This is a genomic window from Spirochaetae bacterium HGW-Spirochaetae-1 (assembly GCA_002839375.1).
Lineage (GTDB): Bacteria > Spirochaetota > UBA4802 > UBA4802 > UBA5550 > PGXY01.
The window spans coordinates 149,541-168,969 of the sequence record PGXY01000011.1 but is presented as its reverse complement, the minus strand read 5'-3'; the positions used below and the strand labels follow the sequence as shown (position 1 = coordinate 168,969).

Sequence of the window (19,429 nt, the reverse complement as noted above, 5' to 3'; positions counted from 1 at the left end):
GTTATTTTTCCAGGATGCATGTCCCGGATAACACTTCCATTGAAACCGAAAAAGAGGAGATATTCCAGTGATAATCAGGATCTTTTTAATTAGTATAACTCTGTTTTCCGTGATGCCGACGAATCCCATAATGATGCGGGCCGCAGCAGGCGGCGCCGTCTTCGCCGCCGAAGAAGCACCTGCCCTGGAAAATACCGGTATAAATAAAATTGAAGCCGGAGAGAACATGGAGACTGAAAGCATATCCCTTCTCGACTGGTTTATGAAGGGAGGCCTCTTCATGTGGCCCCTGCTCCTGTGCGCCGCCGCCGGTATGGGCTTCATCATTGAGCGGTATCTTTTCTACCGGAAAATAAACATAAACCCCAGGGAGTTCATTACGGAATTCGACGAGGTGATAAAACAGGGCGGCACTGCCGAAGCCGAAAAGCTCTGCGCCGAAAAAAATATCCTCATTTCGAGAATACTGCTCAAGGGACTTCACATGCGGAAACTAGGCCTTGATCACGTGGAAAAGGGTATAGCTGCGGCAGGAGCGATTGAGACGGCATCGCTTGAAAAGGGACTGACCATGATCTCATCGATCGGGAATATCGCGCCCCTTCTGGGTTTTCTCGGTACGGTTTCGGGCATGATCGGCGCCTTCCAGACCATTGCCGCGGCGGACCAGATCAGCGCGAGGCTCGTGGCTGGCGGGATATTCGAGGCCCTGATCACCACTGAAGCAGGCCTCATTGTGGCTATCCCCATGTTCGCCTTCTCCAATTACTTCACTCACCGGATCGACTCCTTCGTCGCCGAGATTGAGAGGCTCGCCTCCGACATTGTTGAAACAATTCTGAGGGAAGATGGTAAAGATAAAGCGAACTAAAAATTCCGCGGCGGAGGTTCCCCTCTCGTCCATGTCTGATGTGGCCTTTCTGCTCATCATATTTTTTCTCGTCACTTCGGTTTTCCTTGTCAAGGAGGGACTCGTCATAACCCTCCCCGACCCGGCGCGGCCGGCCATGCAGGTATCGCCTGACCAGCTCATCGAGATAGAACTGAAGGCCGACGGAGCCATCCTCTTCAACGGGAAGAAATGCCCGGTTCCGGAAATCACCTCGCTCATGAAGGAAAAACGCGAAGCATCGCCGAAATCAGCACTGCTTCTGAAAATTTCCGGTTCTCTCCCCTATGAAAAGGCCGTGGCGGTCATAGACGCTATCAAGCGTGCCGGTGAATCGAGATTTTCCATACGGACGTTCTGAATGGCCATCAAGAGAAAAACAAAACAGCTCCCCCTGGTGCCCGTTTCTTCCATGGCGGATATTGCCTTTATTCTGCTCATCTTTTTCATACTGACCAGCGCCGTGGACATGGAGAAGAGCATTCCCGTGGACCTTCCCCTTTCGGAAATATCGACCACCACGAGCGGGGGATATTTCCACGTGTGGCTGTCCCGGGAAGGCGGCCTCTTCATTAACGGTGCGCCCATATCGGCCGATGATCTCATTTCCACGGCGAAATACCGGGCAGCGGCCAATCCCCGCGTCAAGGGAATGATCGGTGCCGACCGGGAAGTTGGTTTCAGCAGGATCAACACGGTCATGGAGATGCTGCGCGATTCGGGCGTATTCAACATTGTTCTCCTGACCAGGAAAAAGGAAAATGCAGATAATTAGCGTCTACATAAACCGAATCGCACATTATTTCAGGCTCCGGCCCCAGCTGGGATGGTCGGTCTTCTCGTTTTTTTTCATCCTGTCCCTCCTCGTCCTGGTGCAGTGGAGCGGATCAGGCGAAGCATCCCTGAACGAGGAGTACAAATTTTTTGACATGGTGGAACTCAAACTGAGCGGCGCCAAAGCCCCGGGCGAGATACAGGTAGCCGACGAGAAGTCCGAGGCCTCTATCGAAAAGACACCCGAGGAGCCCCTCATCTTCGGTGACGACAGCGGCGAGTTCAATGATCCCGGCGACTCGATCCGTCCGCCCAAACCGCTCTTTTCGCGGCTCCCCAAATATCCCGACAGCATGAGGAAAGAAGGGGTCGAGGGACTCGTTGTGATCGAAATCGGCATCAACACCGACGGGACCGTAGTCTTCGGAAAGATCGTGCAGTCCCTGGGCCTCGAATTTGACAAGGCAGTCCTGGCCTGGGCCAGGTGCATAAAATTTTATCCGGCCAAAACCCCGTCACGCGAGCCGGTCAAATGCAGGATACGGCTCCCCATCCGGTTCAGGCTCGAGGGATAATTCCCCTCTATTCAGAACCGCCCGTCGGCTCCCGGCCTGCAGGAACCCGGTATACCGCCCTGCAATTTATCTATTGACATAATTATCCAGCCGGAAATATCTTTCATCAATCATTCACGACTGAGAATACAAGCATGACAACAAACGAAACCCTGTCCCTTCCCGTATATTCCCGTCTCGATGAGATAGCCGCGACGCTTGCCCATGACAGAACTCTCCTACTCCATGCCGAAACCGGCGCGGGAAAGACGACACTTGTTCCATGGCATCTTCTCTCTCATCGTAATTTCTCCGGATCAAAGATCCTCCTCCTCCAGCCCAGGAGGATAGCGGCGCGTGCAGCGGCTGACCGCATCGCCTCTCTGTTGGGAGAAAAAATCGGTAAAACCGTGGGACTCAGAACCAGGACAGAGACCGTGACCGGACCCGCGGCCCGCTTAGAAGTGGTCACCGAGGGAATCCTCACACGCATCATACAAAACGACCAGTCACTGGAAGGATACGGGACACTGATCTTTGATGAGTTCCATGAGCGGAGTCTCCAGGCCGATATTGCCCTGGCCCTGTCACTGGACTGCCGTACGACGCTTCGCCCGGACCTCAATATACTTTTCATGTCAGCCACGCTGCCCGCAGCGGATATTCAAAGCATCTTCGGCGGCGCGCAGTGCATTTCCATACCGGGACGGACACACCCGGTACGTGTTTTTTATCGTCCTCCTTTTCCCGGTGAAAAGTCATGGGAAGGTGCCGCAAGACTTGCCACCGAGGCAGGGGAGATACTGTCCGCGGAAGGAAGCGGCGATATCCTGGTATTCCTGCCGGGATTCAGGGAAATCCGCCGCACGCAGGAAATCCTGGAAAAAGGCCGACAGGCTGCCGGAGCAGATATTACCATACTCCACGGCCGGCTGCTGCCCGACGATCAGCGCAGGGTGCTCAACCCGCCTCCCGGCAGTCGCAGCAGGATAATTCTCTCGACAAATGTAGCCGAGACGAGCCTCACGATTCCCGGCGTCCGTGTCGTGGTAGATACGGGCCTGGAGCGCAGAGTCCGCTACCTGCCGCGAACCGGCATGGACCACTGGGACACCGCTCCGATCAGCATCGCATCGGCTGAACAGCGGAAAGGGCGAGCGGGCCGTACCGGTCCCGGGACCTGTCTCCGCTGGTGGCCTGAAAATGACATGCGCGAGGAATTCTCCCAGCCTGAGATTATTGAATCGGATCTGGCTCCCCTTTTCCTGGAAACGGCTTTGTGGGGCGCCTCTCCCCTGGACCTTACCTGGCTCACCGTGCCTCCCCGCGGCGGCCTTGAACGGGCCTCTTCCCTGCTTGCGGACCTGGGCCTTCTCGATAATACGGGCCGCATAACCGACACGGGCCGTAAAGCGGCCCGCCTGGGACTTCACCCGCGACTGGGCCGCATGATAATAACAGCGGCAGAAAAAGGCTGGGTCGCCACGGCAGCCGTTACAGCGGCCCTTCTCGAAGAAAGGGACTCCATGGGCGGCAATGATCCTGATTTCCGCGATAGGCTGACGGCATGGGCAGCCTGGGCCAGGGGCGAGCGAAGCGCCATGACTGAAGGTTCTGCCCGACGCATTGCCGATGAGGCGCGGCGCATCATCGGCAATGCCGGGTTTGATCAGCGGAAAATAACGGAAAATGATATAGATCCGGAACTGGCCGGAAGACTCCTCCTTACGGCATACCCGGACCGGGCAGCGCGCCTGACCGATGGGGGTCCCGTTACCCGGTGGCTCATGGCAACAGGACGGGGCGCGCGCCTTGCCGGCAGCCTGGGCAACGCGGAATACCTTGCCGCTGCTGAAATGGACGGCGGAGAAACCGACGCCCGCATATTCCTGGCCGCGCCTATAAGTCTGAGCGACCTGGAAAGCGGCCTTGCCGGACAGCCCGTTGAGGAGCATATCACGGAATGGAACGAATGGGTCCCGCGATGTCAATCACAGGTGCGGCTGAAAAAACTTGTCCTCAGGGAGAAACGGGGATTACTGCCGCCGGAAAATGAGCTGCGCCGTGCCGCCTTTGACCGGGTTTCAAAAGAGGGCCTTTCATGCCTTCCCTGGAATGATCAGGCGCGGCGGCTCTGCGCCAGGATCATGTTTGTCCGCAGATTCGGAGGTCAGAGCACATGGCCCGACTTTGCACCCGAGTCTCTGGCTGCTGAGTTCGGGGAGTGGCTCATTCCGTACGGCCGCTATGACGGCGGGCCGGTTTTTACCGACGATACGGTTTTGCAGGCACTGAAAAACAGGCTGGGATGGGGAAATATCCGACAGCTCGACACCCTGGCGCCGGAACAGTGGGTCCTCCCATCGGGAACACATAAATCAATTGATTATGAATCGGGCGACATCCCCATTATTGCCGCACGCCTTCAGGAATTTTTCGGCTCACGGGAAACCCCGGCGCTCTGCGGCGAACCGCTTCTGCTTCACCTTCTTTCTCCGGCAGGAAGGCCCATCCAGATCACGCGCGACCTGGACGGGTTCTGGGACCGCTCCTATCCCGAGGTAAAGAAGGAGCTCCGGGGCCGGTACCCGCGACACTCCTGGCCCGACAATCCGCGCGAGGCCGAACCCACAAGCCGGGCAAAGCCGAGGAAATAGGGTGTAGCCCCTTTTATAGCGCCACAAAAGGGGCGAAAAGGGCGCCGCCTCAGTTGCCGGCGGAGGCTTCAGCTCATTCGCCGCTGCGGCTTACTTTTTTCTGTAGTGGAATTTATTCTGTGAAGATATTTTTTGCAAGCAGAAATCTCTGTTTATCAACCTGTTACACGAATCACTGGTAGCGGTCTCGCAACGGCCATCGTGGCCGACTCGACCGGGCCGACGTCGTCTCGGCCTTCTAGCTGGATACAGGTTGTTAAGGACAATTAAATATTTATTAAATGTTTAAAGATAAAAGTTGAAAGTATCCGGCTGGAATCTTCTTTCAAGATTAACTTTCAGAACTTTGAACTGTCCTTACCGGAATCATTTTTAGATTTTAAACCTTGTGACTTTGAACTTTCCTTAGCCGAGTGTCGGGTAAGTACTGTCTTTGCTCACATTATATGAATTCTTCCACAGAGACTTTATAGAGCGCCGCGAGTTGCTTTGCGACTTTCTTGCTTATCGGCCGCACATCGCATTCCATCTGCGAGATGTTTTGTTTCGGAATACCGCCGAGCTTTTCACCGAGTTCGGCCTGTGTAAGTTTCAAAAGCTTGCGGTAATTTGCCATAGCCTTTCCAGGGGTCAACCGGGCATCAATATCTTTAAACCACTCGGTGTCCCGAATGTTCACCAAGGTATCATCCTCTGAAATAACAGCCTTCTTTCCATATACTTTCCTGATAACTCTGACGATTTCTTCAGGAATCTCCCCTTTCATTTCTATGTTAATACGGGGCGTTTTCACGTGAACCTGCATAGTATACCTCGATAATTACCGCATCTCCCTCTTTCCTCCAACAGGCAACCCACTTATGGGAAAGATGGCAATGATACTGTTCTTTTCCCAATTTACTATAATGAGGCCATGATGGCCGAACAGGACCTGATGTCTCTAAATCCCTGACAAGATCTCGAAATACACCCTGTATAGCCTTTGGCATCTTCATAATACTTTTGAGGGCTTGTTTCTTGATCTTTACTCTTTACATATTACTATGTAAGCTATTTTTGATTACTTGTCAAATTATTTTTTCTCTTGTAGCCCGTTTATGTTAAGCCTTAATACTCTGCCGGTGCCACTTGCAATGACTATAAGGTCCGCTGAAAACCCTTCTCTTCGACTAGCCCGCACTGCCATCATGGCCAGACGCGGGATGAGACGGTTGATGCAATTTCCGGTTCCATCTTCCGAGTCCAAATCCCCTGCCCGCAATCTTCATTCCCCCCTTTATCCCGAAGGGGGACCGAGGGATATTTCACCGGTTCCGGTTCCCGGATATTCCGTCAATAGCAGATGTTCACCCGCGCCATTTCAGCTCCAATTTTTCCTGCCTCCTCTGAAAAACTATTGACTATCCCAAGACCCGGCCACATTATTATATTATCATTGATAACCAGGAGAAATATGCCGCTTATATTTACAAAAGACGGGGTTCGATTTTTCTTTTTTTCTTTTACAGCAATGAAAAACACGAACCCATTCATGTACATATTGAAAAAGCCGGCAACGTGGCAAAATTCTGAATTAAACCGATTAAACCGGCAAAGAATGAAGGCTTCAAACCAAAAGAACTGAAAAGAATTATTGAGATTATTTTTGAAAACCAGGCAATGATAGAGGATAAATGGAATGACCACTTCAATGCATGACCACAGCTTCTCGGCAAACGCCACAGATGTTAAAATCGACAGTGAAATGCTGACAATTTACCTGGAGGACGGAAGGATCATCAGCGTCCCTATAGCGTACTTCCCCCGGCTTCTCCAGGCTACACCGGAACAGCGAAACAGTTGGCGGCTGATTGGAAGAGGACAGGGGATCAGCTGGAAGGACATAGACGAGGACTTGTCCGTTGAAGGACTTCTTGGGGTTCACTAAACTCCGGATAAATGTCTTTCATATAAGTCCCCTGCCCGGAGAGGGTCTTCGAATTGTTTCATGGATAAAAATGTTTAATGCCGCAAGTTTAAAATTAAAAGTTGAAAGTATCCAAAAGAATATTTTTTGAACTTTAATCTTTCCAACTTTAAACTATCCTTTCCCCCTACCGGGCCGACGTCGTGTCTGCCTTTCTGCTGGACACCGTTTGTTACATGTATAATTGCTATTTATATCGACTAACGTTCATATAAAGTCTTTGAGACTCTGACAGAGTCACCCCTCTCCCGTGGGACTGCACGCAGGACGCGTGCGTTTCGGCGCGCGACACGATGTCGCAAAAAGCGCCGAAGGAAGGGCGCGGCGGAGCCGGGGTGAGGTAAACCTGGCGCGTAGGCGCTCATTCCCACGGCCGGGTCAGCCGTACCGGTAAAGCGCGTGAAGCTGCCCCGCAGCGGAAAGGTCTCACTGTACGAATACTCGTTCAGGGTGCGTATACCGCTGTCCGTATTGGCGCGCTGGCGGGCCAGGCGGCCGTAATCGTCGTACTCGAAGAGCGTGGCATTGCCGTTGGGGTCCACCACGGCGCTGATCCCGCCGAAGGCCGATGAATAGTTGATGTTGGGCGTGCCCCTGCGCGTCCCTCACGCGGTCACGGCATGCAATCATCAGCGGACGCGGCGCGTCCGGGGAATAACTTCCAGTTACTCACGCATATTCAAGCATTTCCAACAAAGGAATATTTTTTACAAAATGTACTATATTATTGTTTGCAGGCAAATTTTGCTTGTTAATATTTTTATTGCCGTGTATCCTGGTTTGGTGTTAAATTTACCTTATATTGAAAACTTATGAAATTTACGGAATATTTTCTCTATACGCGCTCCAGGCCGGATCGATGCAATATAAAAATTGAGTGGATTCAACATGTCATTGATCGATATGAACACGAGGAAATACAGGCAGATGGCAGAATAAGGCGCTGGGCATTCATCAGTGAAGAAAATAAATATTTGCGGATCATACTGCTTCCCGATGCGGAAACAGTACACAATGCTTTTTTTGACCGGAACTTTTTCAAAAGGTGACAATATGAATATTAAATACTTTTTCGATACCGATACCGCTCACATAGAATTCTCCGAAAAGGAAATAATTGAAACGAAAGAAATAAATGAGAATATCTATATCGACCTCGACAAAGACGGGAACCTCGTCAGCATGACGATCGAACACGCGAAAAAAAATGCCTCGTTGCCCGAATTTTCATACAAGGAATTTGCCGGGAAAACCGCGTAACAACTTTCGGCGGGATGAATCACGAGCAACCGACACCCTGTGCCTGCTCATCTTATGTAGAATTTATTTTTTGGTTTTTCCCTGCTCCGACGTTCTGGCCCGAGGGCGGGATGAGACGGTTGATGCAATTTCCGGTTCTTTCTCCCGGGTCCAAATCCCCTGCCAGAATCTTCCTTCCCCCTTTATTAAAGGGGGACCGAGGGGGATTTGACCGGTTATGGCAAGAGCCACATTCCGGCCAGTGAGCCCTCTCCTGTGGGACTGCACGCAGGACGCGTGCGTTTCGGCGCGCGACGGTAGTGTCGTAAAAGGCGCCGAAGGAGGGGCCCCGGGGGCGAGGTAAACCCGGGGCCGGGTCCGGAGATTGGTTGCTGTTAAATGAAAGTGTTGAATGCCTTTATTTTTTCAGGGGAGTGTTGGGGGAATTATTTGAAATAGTTTCAAGTTTAAAGTTTCCGGAAGACTCTTGCCTGAAACCAGAGACTCGAAACCTGAAACTAACAACCATTCCCGGAGAGTGTCGGGTCAACACCATCACTGTTCACACTAAGGAATAATCTCTATTTCTGAAATACATGTATCATTATACTTCGAACCTTTATATATATCAGTAATACTTATTACCAGATAGACGTTTTGAGATTTTTTTAAATTATTTAACTCCCAAGAAAAATATTCATAATTTTTAAACAATATTTTTTGTGGTTCGGGTGTATCAATAATTTGAATTAATTTAAGCCCAGGCGGTGTTTGAAAAGCTACGCCATATTTTAGATTCGGGTCTCGCGCTCTACACGAATCATTTTCCATCTCTTCTTCAGACTCATAAATTCTTTCAGATATTAACGCCCAGTACAAAGTTTTTACTCGATTATTTTCATAATATAATTGTTTTGATTTTCCAACTCCGTTTGAAATTCGGAATCCTTTTGATTTTTTAGGTATTTTAATAATGACAAATTGATTAATACCATTATTGTCAGGGCACCAACATGTATCAGTCTTATTATCAACCAAGTTTTCAGGAATATAATTATATTTTCCTTCTGTCACATGTACCGATGATGCAATAATTTTATTCTTCGCTTTTTCTACTCTAGCCACCCATTCATCTTCATTGCAATCAATTAAAGAGATTGGATGATCTTTAGAATAAGCATTGAATATAGAAAATATTAATAATGTAAGAATAATGTTTGCGATAATATTATTTCTCTTCAACTGACCACGTCCTCCCTTTTATTCCTATTTTTTCTAGCATCGATTGAGAATAGGTTGTATCTTTCCCACTTTCTAAAGGCAAATTCCTTGAATAGTATCCTTTTATTTTCCTATCTCCTCCTGGGTCATTGAAAATATATTCATAAGATTTTTCACCATCAACATCTTTTTCACGATAACCCTTCAACATTGTATAGTGACCTTTCATATGATAAAATACTTTTTTTCCACTATCTATTTCTTCTCTCATTTTCGAGAAATCATCTTCAGTTGGGGCATTGCCATCTTTTGAATATTTTGTTATTGCTTTAACATTGTATTTTTTATCATCTTTTAAATACTTAATAAGATAATCTTCATTCTGAGAGTCTCCATATTTTTTCCTAATTTCTGCTCTTATTTTATTTGGATCTTCACCAGTAAACATTGCAACTAAAGAAACATTGCATGCGGAATCTCCATTTGGTGCAACTTTATCGTATTGATTTATATATTGTTTTGCTTTATTATTTACTTCCCTAATTTTAACATTTTGCAATTTTTCTTTTACACCAGATGAATCACTCTTACCGCCTCCTTGTCCTCCCCCCTTGCCAGTCAGAAAATTCCACATCTGACCAAAACTTGGCATTTCTCCACCAGTGCTTGCAAAATAGTCAGCCTCATGCCCCGTCGGGTCCTTATATGCTATAGGATTCCCTTTAACATAACTATACCGATTCCACCCCTGCGTATCGTACTCACCATCAATCACATTGTCGGCAGTCACAAACCTGTTTATCTCCGGATCATAATGCCTGGCATTATAGAAATAATACCCGGTCTCCAGGTCCAGTTCCTGCGAGTTATATTTCGGCGCGTGGCTCCCTTCACCTTCCTCGAACCAGGTTTCTCCGTAGGGCAAATACTCGAACCGTTTAATCGGCAGACCGCTGTCATTCACCACTACTTTTACCGAGTCAACCTGGTCTGTCAAGTAGTAAAGGGCCTGACCCGAAGGGGCAACGACTGCCACCCGTACACCATTGAGGTACACATTATTCACTGCGCAGTGGCTTTCTTCGATCTCCGTGCCGCCGGCCGTGTACTGTTTTTCTATGCCGAAATACATGGAGGGGTACAGCACCTCTATCTGCCGGTCTTCTCCTGCCACGGTGCGGCGCGAGACTTTGCGCACCCGGAATCCCTGGTCGTCGTAGAAGTACTCTCCCACGACCTGGCCTCTCTCTAACGGGCGTTCTTTTTTAAGCCTCCTGCTTGGAGTAGAACGCCCTATCCGCTCGGCGTCCATGCCTCGCTAACTTTTTCTTTTTTTTATCTGTTATTATCGATTATCAATTTTATCCCGCCGCTCTGTCCATAACGTCGAAGCGATTTATTCTAAACATAGGACTGCACGGGGCGCTACGGAAGATCATCCTGATCATCCTCGCGCCCTTCCTTCGCAGGCGTCCATGCCTGCTCATCTTATGTGAAATATATTTTTTGGTTTTTCCCTGCTCCGCCGTTCTGGCCCGAGGGCGGGATGAGACGGTTGATGGCTGATCATAATTTTTGTACAACGTCTGTTATTTCCTTACGAATCGCCCCTCTCCTGTGGGAGAGGGGCTGGGGGTGAGGTAAACCCGGCATGGTGTCCGGAGATTGGTTGGTGTTAAAGGGAAGTATTGACTGCCTTTATTTTTTTTCGGGGGAGTGTCAGGTGAATACTTGAAATAGTTTCAAGTTTCTAGTCCAAAGTTTCTGTAAGACTTTTGCTTTAAACTAGAAACTATTCCTGACGAGTGTCGGGTGAATACCGTGACTGTTCATTTATCCTTGCACTGAGAGCAGATCTGACCAGTTTCATCATACTGTTGACTACATAAGATACCTTTTGGTGTAAAATAAAATAATTCATATTTCTTATCAGCATCAATTGCCGCTACTACATCTTTTAAACGATATAGATGTCCACCTATAAAATCGTATTTTCCTGATTCAGCATTATATATTTTTCTCTTATATGCACCATTATCATTAAACTTATAGGATAATAGATAATCACCAACTACACCTTCGATGGAACAGGATTTGAATGAATCCATTTTTTTAAAATCATTTATTTTTGCAAAATAATAATCGAACGCCCACCCTTTTACAGTACTTTTAGTTCCTTTAGCATAAGATCGAGTATCTATAAATATCCATTCGCCTTCAATATCTCCTAGTTTGATTTTTTTCCCTTTCCTTTTTAATATCATTACTTGTTTTGTGATATAAACTTTAGATAATATTGATGAACTTGTAGTTGGTTCACTCCTGACATTAATATTATCAGCAATCGCAATAACGAACTCATTTTCATCTGCTTTGATAAAATTATCTTGAAACAATATCAATGAAACAAAAAGCACTAATTTTAGAATTTTCATTTTCAATAGTCTCCTATTACTTAGTTTTTACGTTCCAAAATGAAGATGATTTTTATGTTGCCAATCATTTTTACTTGCTCCAGACGGATTTGTCCAAATTTCATTGGGTCTTTCTGGATCTCTTTGATTATATTTATCAATAACTCTCCACGGCGTAATGACTTGTTTTACCCTTTTGTCATCTCTCAGATAATCTGTAATTTTTTCCGTTAATGATGATTCATTCTTTTGCTCAAATTTTGGATCAGAATCAGTTTTTCCCTGCAACCTAGCATAACCATATTTTTTTGATGTTACATCCGTTATATCAACTCCTCTTCCGCCACCTGCATTATCATATTCCTCATATCTATGTGGATCTTTTTTAGGATCATCTGATAACGGTTTTCTTGCTAAACTACTAATTGTCATACTCGTCAGTTCAAATTTTTTAGTCATATCTCCAAGTACGTCCAGAGTCTTATTATTCATTCCGTTTATTGCTTTTTCAGGATCAGTCACTTGCGCCATATTTATTTTAGTATTACCAATTCTTGTTGATTTTGTTTTAGAATTGTAATTTTTCAACATTTCATTCTTAATTGGATTAATTTCTGCTTCTGTTCCTTTTTGCTCTCCATGTATTAAATTATTAACAGCCTTATTCAATTTAGTTCCAGCCTCGTTTAAGGCTTCTCCCCCACTTCTGAATATATCAAGAATTCCATGTCCTGTGGGATCTAAATACATCACCGGATTCCCATGACAGTACATATACCGATTCCACCCCTGCGTATCGTACTCACCATCAATCACATTGTCGGCAGTCACAAACCTGTTTATCTCCGGATCGTAATGCCGCGCATTATAAAAATAATACCCGGTCTCCAGGTCCAGTTCCTGGCTATTGTATTTCGGCGCGTGACTCCCTTCACCTTCTTCGAACCACGTCTCGCCGTAGGGCAAATACTCGAATCTCTTAATGGGCAGACCCGAATCATTGACCACTACCTTTACGGAGTCAACCTGGTCTGTCAAGTAATATAGGGCCTGGCCCGAAGGGGCAACGACCGCTACCCGGACACCGTTGAGGTACACGTTATTCACCGCACAATGGCTTTCTTCGATCTCCGTGCCGCCCGTCGTATACTGTTTTTCTATGCCGAAATACATGGACGGATACAGCACCTCTATCTGCCGGTCTTCTCCTGCTACGGTGCGGCGCGAGACTTTTCTTCGTCCGTGACTTTGCGGATGCGGTTCGAGGCGTCGTAATCCATGGTTTTGGACTTGCTCTTCTGCGCGTCGTGCTGATGGATCATGTTCCCGGAAGCGTCGTATTCCATGGTGAATCTTTCATATCCATGAGCTGTGGTGTCGATTGAGGTGGCGGCGTGGTTGGCGTAGTCGTAGTTCCAGGTGTCGCTTGTGGTACTGTCTGAGCCGTACAGGCCTTCGGAGTCGTGTATAGTTTTGCTCATGAGGTTGCCGTTGGCGGCATAGGTGTAGCTTTGACTGAATGTACGATCCTCCAGCATTCCCCCTCCGGGGGTTAGGGGGCTGTCCTTCACATATGATCCGCTGGCGGTCTTCAGGCGGTTCAGGCCGTCGTAGGTGTAGCTGTATTCTATGGCGCTGTTGTTTGCGACGCCCGTGTCGATATCAGTGTTGTTGGACACGGCCTTTATGCTGTTATCTACGCGGAATGTATATTCCACGTTCTGAATACTACGGGATTCATAACTCTCACCTGCGGACGTATTCAGTTTATCAAGGCGTCCCCGAACGTCATAAGTATATTTCGTGACGGTACTATTGCCCCGCGTCACTTCGGTCATCTGGCCAAACTCGTTGTATTCGATGTTTGAAATGATTTCTTTTATATCGGAACCGTTGTCAACTTTCAGGCTCGTGGCGCCGAAGGCGCTGTAGGTGTACAGGGCCGTCATGCTGCGGTTACTCTTCGGGTCGCGGGGGTACGATATGCGCTTGTTCCGGTTCAGGAGGTCGTGCTCAAAGCGCGTCACAAAAACCTCCCCTCTCCCCGCGGGAGAGGGGCCGGGGGTGAGGTCCGAACGATATATCTCGCGCACCTCTTTTTTCACGCGGCCCATGCGGTCGTAGGAGAATTCCTTGCGCTGCGCCGGGTCGTCAATGGCCACGAGGCGACCCAGGGCGTTCTCGCAGCCCTGCATTTCGTCGTAGAGGTATCGGACCACCTTCTTCTGTGCCGGGTTTTCAAAGTCGGGCACGCGCTTCTCCGTGAGGCGTCCGAACCCGTCGTAGGCCATGGTCGTGACCCATCCCCGGGCGTCCGTAACCGCGGCGGTTTCGCCGTAGGCCGTGTAGGTAAAGCCCGTATAACCCAGGTCAGGGTCCGAGCTCGATATCACCCTGCCGAAACCGTCGTACTGCCACTGGGCAATGTTGCTGCCGGAAGTATCCTTCTCACCTGGACTGAAGAGAGAATTGTCTATCGCAATACTCATTAAGTCCCCCTCTGGGGGATTTAGGGGGCCAGAAGGGAGATCCATCTTCTTCACCCGGTTCCCCGCCAGGTCATAGGCGAAGCCCATCCTGGCGCGCGACTCTGTTCCGTCGTCGCCCATGCCGAAATCTTCTACATAAAGCACCTGGCCCCGGGCGTTCTTCACCGTGCGCTTGCTGCGGCCCACGCTGTGGGTCTCCACGGTCTCCCAGGGATCGTTGAAGGTGAAGGTGATGGATGTCTCGCGGCCCTCATCGCCGGGGTCCGCCGGCAGGGTCACTTTCTTCGTGCGGCCCGAGGCGTCGTAGTCGGTTATGGTGGGATATTTATCCCGCGTGTTCGCCGCAAATTTTGTCATCTCAGCAGCCGCGGCCCACGAAGTCTGGCTCTTGCGGACAAGTCTGCCCAGGGCATCGTAGACAAGGCGGCCCGTTTTGGTGTAGTGCGCGTCGCCGCTGTCGGCGTCGGTATAACCCTGCACGGTATGGATCGTGCGGCCCATGCCGTCCACATAGGCCGCCATTTCCACGGCCGGGTCAGCCGTACCGGTAAAACGCGTAAAACTGCCCCGCAGCGGGAAGGTTGTACTGTATGAATATTCGTTCAGAGTGCGCACGCCGCTGTCGGTATTGGCGCGCTGACGGGCCAGGCGGCCGTAATCGTCGTACTCAAAGAGCGTGGCATTGCCATTGGGGTCAACCACGGCGCTGATCCCGCCGAAGGCCGAGGAGTAGTTGATGTGATACGCCGTGGTAAGGTCGCGCTGGGCGCTCCTGGCTGTCCGGGCCGTCACATACTGCTTCAGGGCCTCGTCGTATTCGATCACGGTTTCACGCCAGGGCGAACCGCTGCGGTTCTGCTCTTTTATGCGGTTGCCGTAGCTGTCATACTCATAGGCCATAATGATATCGTCGGGTTTCTGCAAGGTTCCGCCTGTGTAGGACTTCACCTCGCGCTCCAGGTTTCCCCGGCTGTCGTACCGGTATGAGCTTGTCACCTCGTGATCAGAGTCGAGAAAATCAATCTTCGTGGTGAGACGCATCTCGTTTGTCTCGTCGATATTTTCAAATTCGCTGTACGATGACACCGCTTCCGGTTCATGGACACCGTCGCTGTAGTGGTCCGTAACGCTCTCGGTCTTGCTCTCCATGGCGTACTCCCCATCGGTCAGCACAATATTCGACCGCCGCGTTTCGGTAAGTATTCCTTTTATATACTTCTCCACCTTCACCGGTTCCACCAGAAAGCTCTTCAAGTCCCCCCCCGGGGGATTTAGGGGGCTTATCTCATGCAATGTATACTCATACTTCGTCCTGGAATACTCCTTCTGGTCATAGCCGATGAACCAGTTCTCCTTCACGGCCCCGGCCAGGGCGCGGTTCATGCGGAAGTCACTGTAGGGTACGTTATAATACGTGCTGGTATTCTTCCCGCCCAGGGCGTCGGTGACCGTAAAGGTATTGAACCCGAAGTAATCGGTCTCCTTGTACCCATTGATATAGGCCGAGAAGGCGTACCCGTCGGCATACCCGTACCGGGTCACGACGCGGTTCCCCTGCCCGTCTTCCATGGTGAGTTTCGAACACACCTTGTAGTTCATGGGAAGATCGGGAATATCGTCGCTGCCCGTGTTATCCAGGGTCGAGGAATTGATATAGTCGAAGTAATATCGGCCACCGATGCCGTTGTCCACGCGGTCCACCATGTCGGGCACCGTGCCCTGCGTCAGGGCAAAGTACCAGGTGCGGTCCTTCAGCCGGAAGATGCCGATATCGGTCTTGCCGTCGCCGTTGTAGTCGCCCTGGATCCAGTTGTAGGTCGATATATGGGTCATGAGCTCGGGCCGTTTGATCTCGGCAGCTTCGAATCCCGTGTTGTTCGTGAAATTGATCAGCTTCATTTCCCAGGTCCAGGGATTTATTGTGCTATATCCGGTAGAAGTCTTCACAATGGGATAGCCGTTATGATCAAAGGAACCGGTGAAGGTCACGCTGGAATAGACCGATGATGAATTGCGTGTGACATTGCCGGTAGTAATAACAAACCGGTGAAACTGAAACCCGGAACTGCTCTGAGTTACGGTAACGAGGGCATGATTGTTATACTCATCGCTTACTATACGGAATATGCCGCTATACCCCTGTTTGGCGAAAAGGATGGAACTGCTCTGCATGATATCGGTAAATGTAACGCGTTTATATGTAGTATCAATTGCACCCAGGAACCATCGGTGGGTACTTTCACGCATATCAACAAACAGAATTTCAGTCACATTTCCGGTAAATGTTCCGGACACAAAGGCCAGGTTGTTTTTATAATTGCCGTAATCCCGCAGCAATGTCCTGAACTGTTCCTGGGACAGGGTCGAACCGTTATAAACGATCTCATAATTGGTTACCGTTGTCCCTTCCACATTATAAAAAACAGGATCATTGTCGGATTCATTGCCCAGCACAAAGAGTGATTTTAGGCCTGAATTTTCGAAATAATCGATGAAATACAGTGACTGATCAATGGAAAAGTTCGATATCTCCGTGGAGGAAAAGGCTCCCAGCCTGATGCTATCATTCCATGCACCGTCATTGCCGATGACATTAAAGTAATGAGTTCCCGAAGATACCGTATGGTAAAGAATCCCGTCTTTAGTCGGCATATACCGGTAGGTACTGCCTTCATTGAGGATATGGACTGAATCATGAGTCGGGTCAATTTCCATGGAATTGCTTTCTATGTTAACGGACTCCGCACTTTCCCCATCCGACACCGATTTCTTCCGCCAGCCGATATTCAAGTCGTCGGAATAATTCATCCGGTAGATGAGCATCTCCGGCGCAGCGCTGCCCGTAAAGTGGCCCACAAAGACCTTTTCTCCGCGTCCCTCGTAGATATTATGATCATAATCATAGGTCACCAGGCGTGTCGGGTCACTGACACCGGCCACGATCGCCTCACCCTTCTCAATCTTCACCTCGTCTTTCGGCAGGGGCGTTGCCAGCACCTCGTCGGGGTCAGGGCCATAAGACAGGTTGTTGTAGATACGGTACCGAAAACCATCGGGCGTGGCCTCGCCTATCCAGAAATTGTTGTCGGTTTTGGAATAGAAGCCGATATCGGTACGGCCGTCGCCGTTGAAGTCTCCCTGGAGCCACCGCGTGATGTCGCGGAACTGGGGCGCCCGGGAAAAGATCCGGAAACGGATCGTACCGTCGCCCGTCTCGCCGATCCACCACTGGGCCGTCTCCTTGTCAAAGAGGAGAAAGTCCGAGAGTCCGTCGCCGTTGAAGTCGCCGCTGAACCGGTCGTGGCCGAACAGGGCCTGTTCCGGCGCGGTAAAAACCTTGTACAGCTTCCACTTCAGCTCGAACTGCACCGCCGATGATGAGCCGGCTTTCCGGTAATTCTCGCCGACCCACCACTGGCCGGACCGGGAGTCATACAGAGATATGTCCGTACGGCCGTCGCCGTTATAGTCACCGTTGAGGAAATATACTTTGCCGCGGTCCTTGCCAAAATCCGAATCATCGGCCGTATAGGTGCTGTCCAGGTTGGAATTGGGACTGTAATCATCGCGGAAGAGGTTCCGGAAATGCTGCGAGAATTTTGTGAACTCAAACCGGCCGCCTGTGTTACGCATGAGAATCCACTCGCCCGTGGACTCATTAAAGAGCACCGTGTCGGAAAGCCCGTTGCCGTCGTAGTCACCGGGGAACCATTCGCAGGAGAAGATATCGAGACTGGTGATGGACTGGCGCCCGTAATTTCTGAAGGTAAAAACACTGCCGTTGTGTTCGGCCACCCAGAACTCCCGGGTCTCGGGAAGATAAAAGGCGATATCGCTCCGGCCGTCACCGTTATAGTCGCCGGTTACATTTCCCTTGAAAAACTGTATCTTTTTATCCGAGTCATAGCCCTGAAAGCGGTTTCCGTACACGGGGAAGGTATATCCCCCCTCGCGCCGTCCCTGGGCCGCGCGCCAGTAACCTGTTTCCGGGTTAAAAAAGACCATGTCGGAAATACCGTCGCCGTTAAAGTCCCCCTCAAAAAACTTCGTGGCGTCGGGGTTCTCCTCGGTGTCGTTGTACCGGGGATTGGCCACCTTCTGCCAGGTGAACAGATGCTGCGCCTCCTGGTAGTGAAAGGCGGGCTTCGTGGTATTCCGCGACGACTCCACGGTCATGAGCAATGGCCGGTGCGAGTCTTCCGACTCTTCATAGACCAGTTCATACTCCCAGAGGTCCGTCTCGCCGCCGCCGAGAAATCCCGGCGCGTCCCAGCCCACAACGACGCGGTCCAGCATGCGGTCCATAGCCATAATGAATCCCGGGGCCTTGGATACATACTCGTCATCACGCTCCTTATATTCAAAGCGCACCCACTGCCGGGCCGGCGTGTTCTCGCGGATATTTCCCGTGTAGCGGATCTCCGAGAGGTACAGAATGTGTTTATCGTCATAATCCGATGTATCATAAATGGCGTACATGTAGTTGCCGTTGAGATCAATGGACCGGGTAAAGTTCCAAATGTAGGTCCGGGACTCATCGTCGGGCCGGTATATGCGGCTGTCCCTGTCCTCGCCGAAAATGGTCACAGTACCGGCCTTGTCGTAGACGCGCCAGATACCGCCGCTTTCAGCCTCTGTTAGCACAAACTTCGAGAAGCCCGACTCGATCTCCAGGCGATAGGTACCGTTTTCGTCATTATCATCGCCCTCAACTTTTACCAGCCGTTTGCCGTTAAAAGTAAACACATCGCGGTGATCGTAATAGAGCTCACCGTTTCTTGTGGTCCGGGAGATGACTCCCAGGCCCGTTCCCAGGCTCCAGCCGATGCCCGCCAGGCCGTCGCCCCCCGACGAGGAATAGGAGAGCCCCAGTTGCGGCTGCATACCGGCACGTCCGCCCGGCGTGTCCATGGTATAGCCCAGGTTCACCGTTCCGTAGTTGTTTATCTGCGGCGGCTGCACATAGGCGGCCCCGGCCAGGGGGTTGAGTTTTGGCGCGGTCTCATTTTCCCGGCCGCTCTGGTTTGTGGAGCTCGATATGGCGTCGGTGCCGGAAGGCATCTCAGCCGTGTCGTTCAGATCCTGTTTATATGCGTCATTATATTTTTCCTTGCATGATGAAAAAACAGCAAGACACATAAGAATTAGAATTATAATTCTCTTCATATTGTTCCCTTCCTACTGGATAAATAAAGAAAGAGGGGGCCGCAACCCCCTCCATTTTAT

Annotated in this window: 17 protein-coding genes and 1 pseudogene; 10 read left to right on the top strand and 8 right to left on the bottom strand. The window is 50.0% G+C overall.

The window, feature by feature from the left end:
- Nucleotides 1–112 precede the first annotated feature (112 nt).
- The 5 genes from CVV44_21485 (at nucleotide 113) to hrpB (ending at nucleotide 4,874) form a co-directional block, all read left to right on the top strand.
- Complete coding sequence (locus CVV44_21485; GenBank protein ID PKL35382.1) at nucleotides 113–871, top strand: hypothetical protein; 759 nt, start codon at nucleotides 113–115, stop codon at nucleotides 869–871.
- The gene (locus CVV44_21480; GenBank protein PKL35381.1) at nucleotides 849–1,250 is read left to right on the top strand and encodes a hypothetical protein; all 402 of its coding nucleotides are present in this window, start codon (nucleotides 849–851) and stop codon (nucleotides 1,248–1,250) included. The genes CVV44_21485 and CVV44_21480 overlap by 23 nt, the downstream gene beginning before the upstream one ends.
- Entirely contained in the window at nucleotides 1,251–1,664 is a 414-nt protein-coding gene (locus CVV44_21475; GenBank protein ID PKL35380.1) for a hypothetical protein, read from the top strand. It begins immediately after the preceding gene.
- Entirely contained in the window at nucleotides 1,651–2,238 is a 588-nt protein-coding gene (locus CVV44_21470; protein ID PKL35379.1) for a hypothetical protein, read from the top strand. Before CVV44_21475 ends, CVV44_21470 begins: the two co-directional genes overlap by 14 nt.
- Before the next feature lie 134 nt (nucleotides 2,239–2,372).
- Nucleotides 2,373–4,874, top strand: a complete 2,502-nt coding sequence (hrpB, locus tag CVV44_21465; protein PKL35378.1) for an ATP-dependent helicase HrpB — start codon at nucleotides 2,373–2,375, stop codon at nucleotides 4,872–4,874.
- A gap of 442 nt (nucleotides 4,875–5,316) precedes the next feature.
- Here the strand turns inward: hrpB and CVV44_21460 are convergent, their stop codons facing one another.
- Together CVV44_21460 and CVV44_21455 are read right to left on the bottom strand one after the other, a co-directional pair.
- Nucleotides 5,317–5,679 carry an XRE family transcriptional regulator gene (locus tag CVV44_21460; protein ID PKL35377.1) on the bottom strand — a complete coding sequence of 121 codons (363 nt, stop codon included), beginning with the start codon at nucleotides 5,677–5,679 and terminating at the stop codon, nucleotides 5,317–5,319.
- Nucleotides 5,648–5,911: pseudogene (locus CVV44_21455) on the bottom strand (hypothetical protein). Before CVV44_21455 ends, CVV44_21460 begins: the two are co-directional and overlap by 32 nt.
- Before the next feature lie 358 nt (nucleotides 5,912–6,269).
- On the opposite strand from CVV44_21455, the gene CVV44_21450 reads away from it, so the two are divergent.
- The 3 genes from CVV44_21450 to CVV44_21440 are packed head-to-tail and all read left to right on the top strand — an operon-like array spanning nucleotide 6,270 to nucleotide 6,801.
- The gene (locus tag CVV44_21450; GenBank protein PKL35578.1) at nucleotides 6,270–6,446 is read left to right on the top strand and encodes a hypothetical protein; all 177 of its coding nucleotides are present in this window, start codon (nucleotides 6,270–6,272) and stop codon (nucleotides 6,444–6,446) included.
- The gene (locus tag CVV44_21445; protein PKL35577.1) at nucleotides 6,447–6,572 is read left to right on the top strand and encodes a hypothetical protein; all 126 of its coding nucleotides are present in this window, start codon (nucleotides 6,447–6,449) and stop codon (nucleotides 6,570–6,572) included.
- Nucleotides 6,565–6,801: a DUF2442 domain-containing protein gene (locus tag CVV44_21440; GenBank protein ID PKL35576.1), complete on the top strand. Its 237-nt coding sequence runs from the start codon at nucleotides 6,565–6,567 to the stop codon at nucleotides 6,799–6,801. Before CVV44_21445 ends, CVV44_21440 begins: the two co-directional genes overlap by 8 nt.
- A gap of 239 nt (nucleotides 6,802–7,040) precedes the next feature.
- Here the strand turns inward: CVV44_21440 and CVV44_21435 are convergent, their stop codons facing one another.
- Nucleotides 7,041–7,421 carry a hypothetical protein gene (locus tag CVV44_21435; protein PKL35376.1) on the bottom strand — a complete coding sequence of 127 codons (381 nt, stop codon included), beginning with the start codon at nucleotides 7,419–7,421 and terminating at the stop codon, nucleotides 7,041–7,043.
- A 231-nt stretch (nucleotides 7,422–7,652) separates the two neighbouring features.
- Between CVV44_21435 and CVV44_21430 the strand changes: the two genes are divergently transcribed.
- A complete protein-coding gene (locus CVV44_21430; GenBank protein ID PKL35375.1) occupies nucleotides 7,653–7,889 on the top strand; it encodes a hypothetical protein in 237 nt (78 codons plus the stop codon).
- A 4-nt stretch (nucleotides 7,890–7,893) separates the two neighbouring features.
- Entirely contained in the window at nucleotides 7,894–8,100 is a 207-nt protein-coding gene (locus CVV44_21425; GenBank protein ID PKL35374.1) for a hypothetical protein, read from the top strand.
- 546 nt (nucleotides 8,101–8,646) lie between these two features.
- Here the strand turns inward: CVV44_21425 and CVV44_21420 are convergent.
- The 5 genes from CVV44_21420 to CVV44_21400 all read right to left on the bottom strand — a co-directional run bounded on the left by CVV44_21420 (nucleotide 8,647) and on the right by CVV44_21400 (nucleotide 19,369).
- On the bottom strand, nucleotides 8,647–9,321 hold the full coding sequence (locus CVV44_21420; protein ID PKL35373.1) for a hypothetical protein: 675 nt from the start codon (nucleotides 9,319–9,321) through the stop codon (nucleotides 8,647–8,649).
- Nucleotides 9,308–10,612 (bottom strand): hypothetical protein, encoded by a 1,305-nt coding sequence (locus tag CVV44_21415; GenBank protein PKL35372.1) that lies wholly within the window; start codon nucleotides 10,610–10,612, stop codon nucleotides 9,308–9,310. The genes CVV44_21420 and CVV44_21415 overlap by 14 nt, the downstream gene beginning before the upstream one ends.
- A gap of 517 nt (nucleotides 10,613–11,129) precedes the next feature.
- A complete protein-coding gene (locus CVV44_21410) occupies nucleotides 11,130–11,735 on the bottom strand; it encodes a hypothetical protein (GenBank protein ID PKL35371.1) in 606 nt (201 codons plus the stop codon).
- Nucleotides 11,736–11,762: 27 nt separating this feature from the next.
- Nucleotides 11,763–12,887 carry a hypothetical protein gene (locus tag CVV44_21405; protein PKL35370.1) on the bottom strand — a complete coding sequence of 375 codons (1,125 nt, stop codon included), beginning with the start codon at nucleotides 12,885–12,887 and terminating at the stop codon, nucleotides 11,763–11,765.
- Nucleotides 12,888–12,925: 38 nt separating this feature from the next.
- On the bottom strand, nucleotides 12,926–19,369 hold the full coding sequence (locus CVV44_21400; protein PKL35369.1) for a hypothetical protein: 6,444 nt from the start codon (nucleotides 19,367–19,369) through the stop codon (nucleotides 12,926–12,928).
- Nucleotides 19,370–19,429 lie beyond the last annotated feature (60 nt).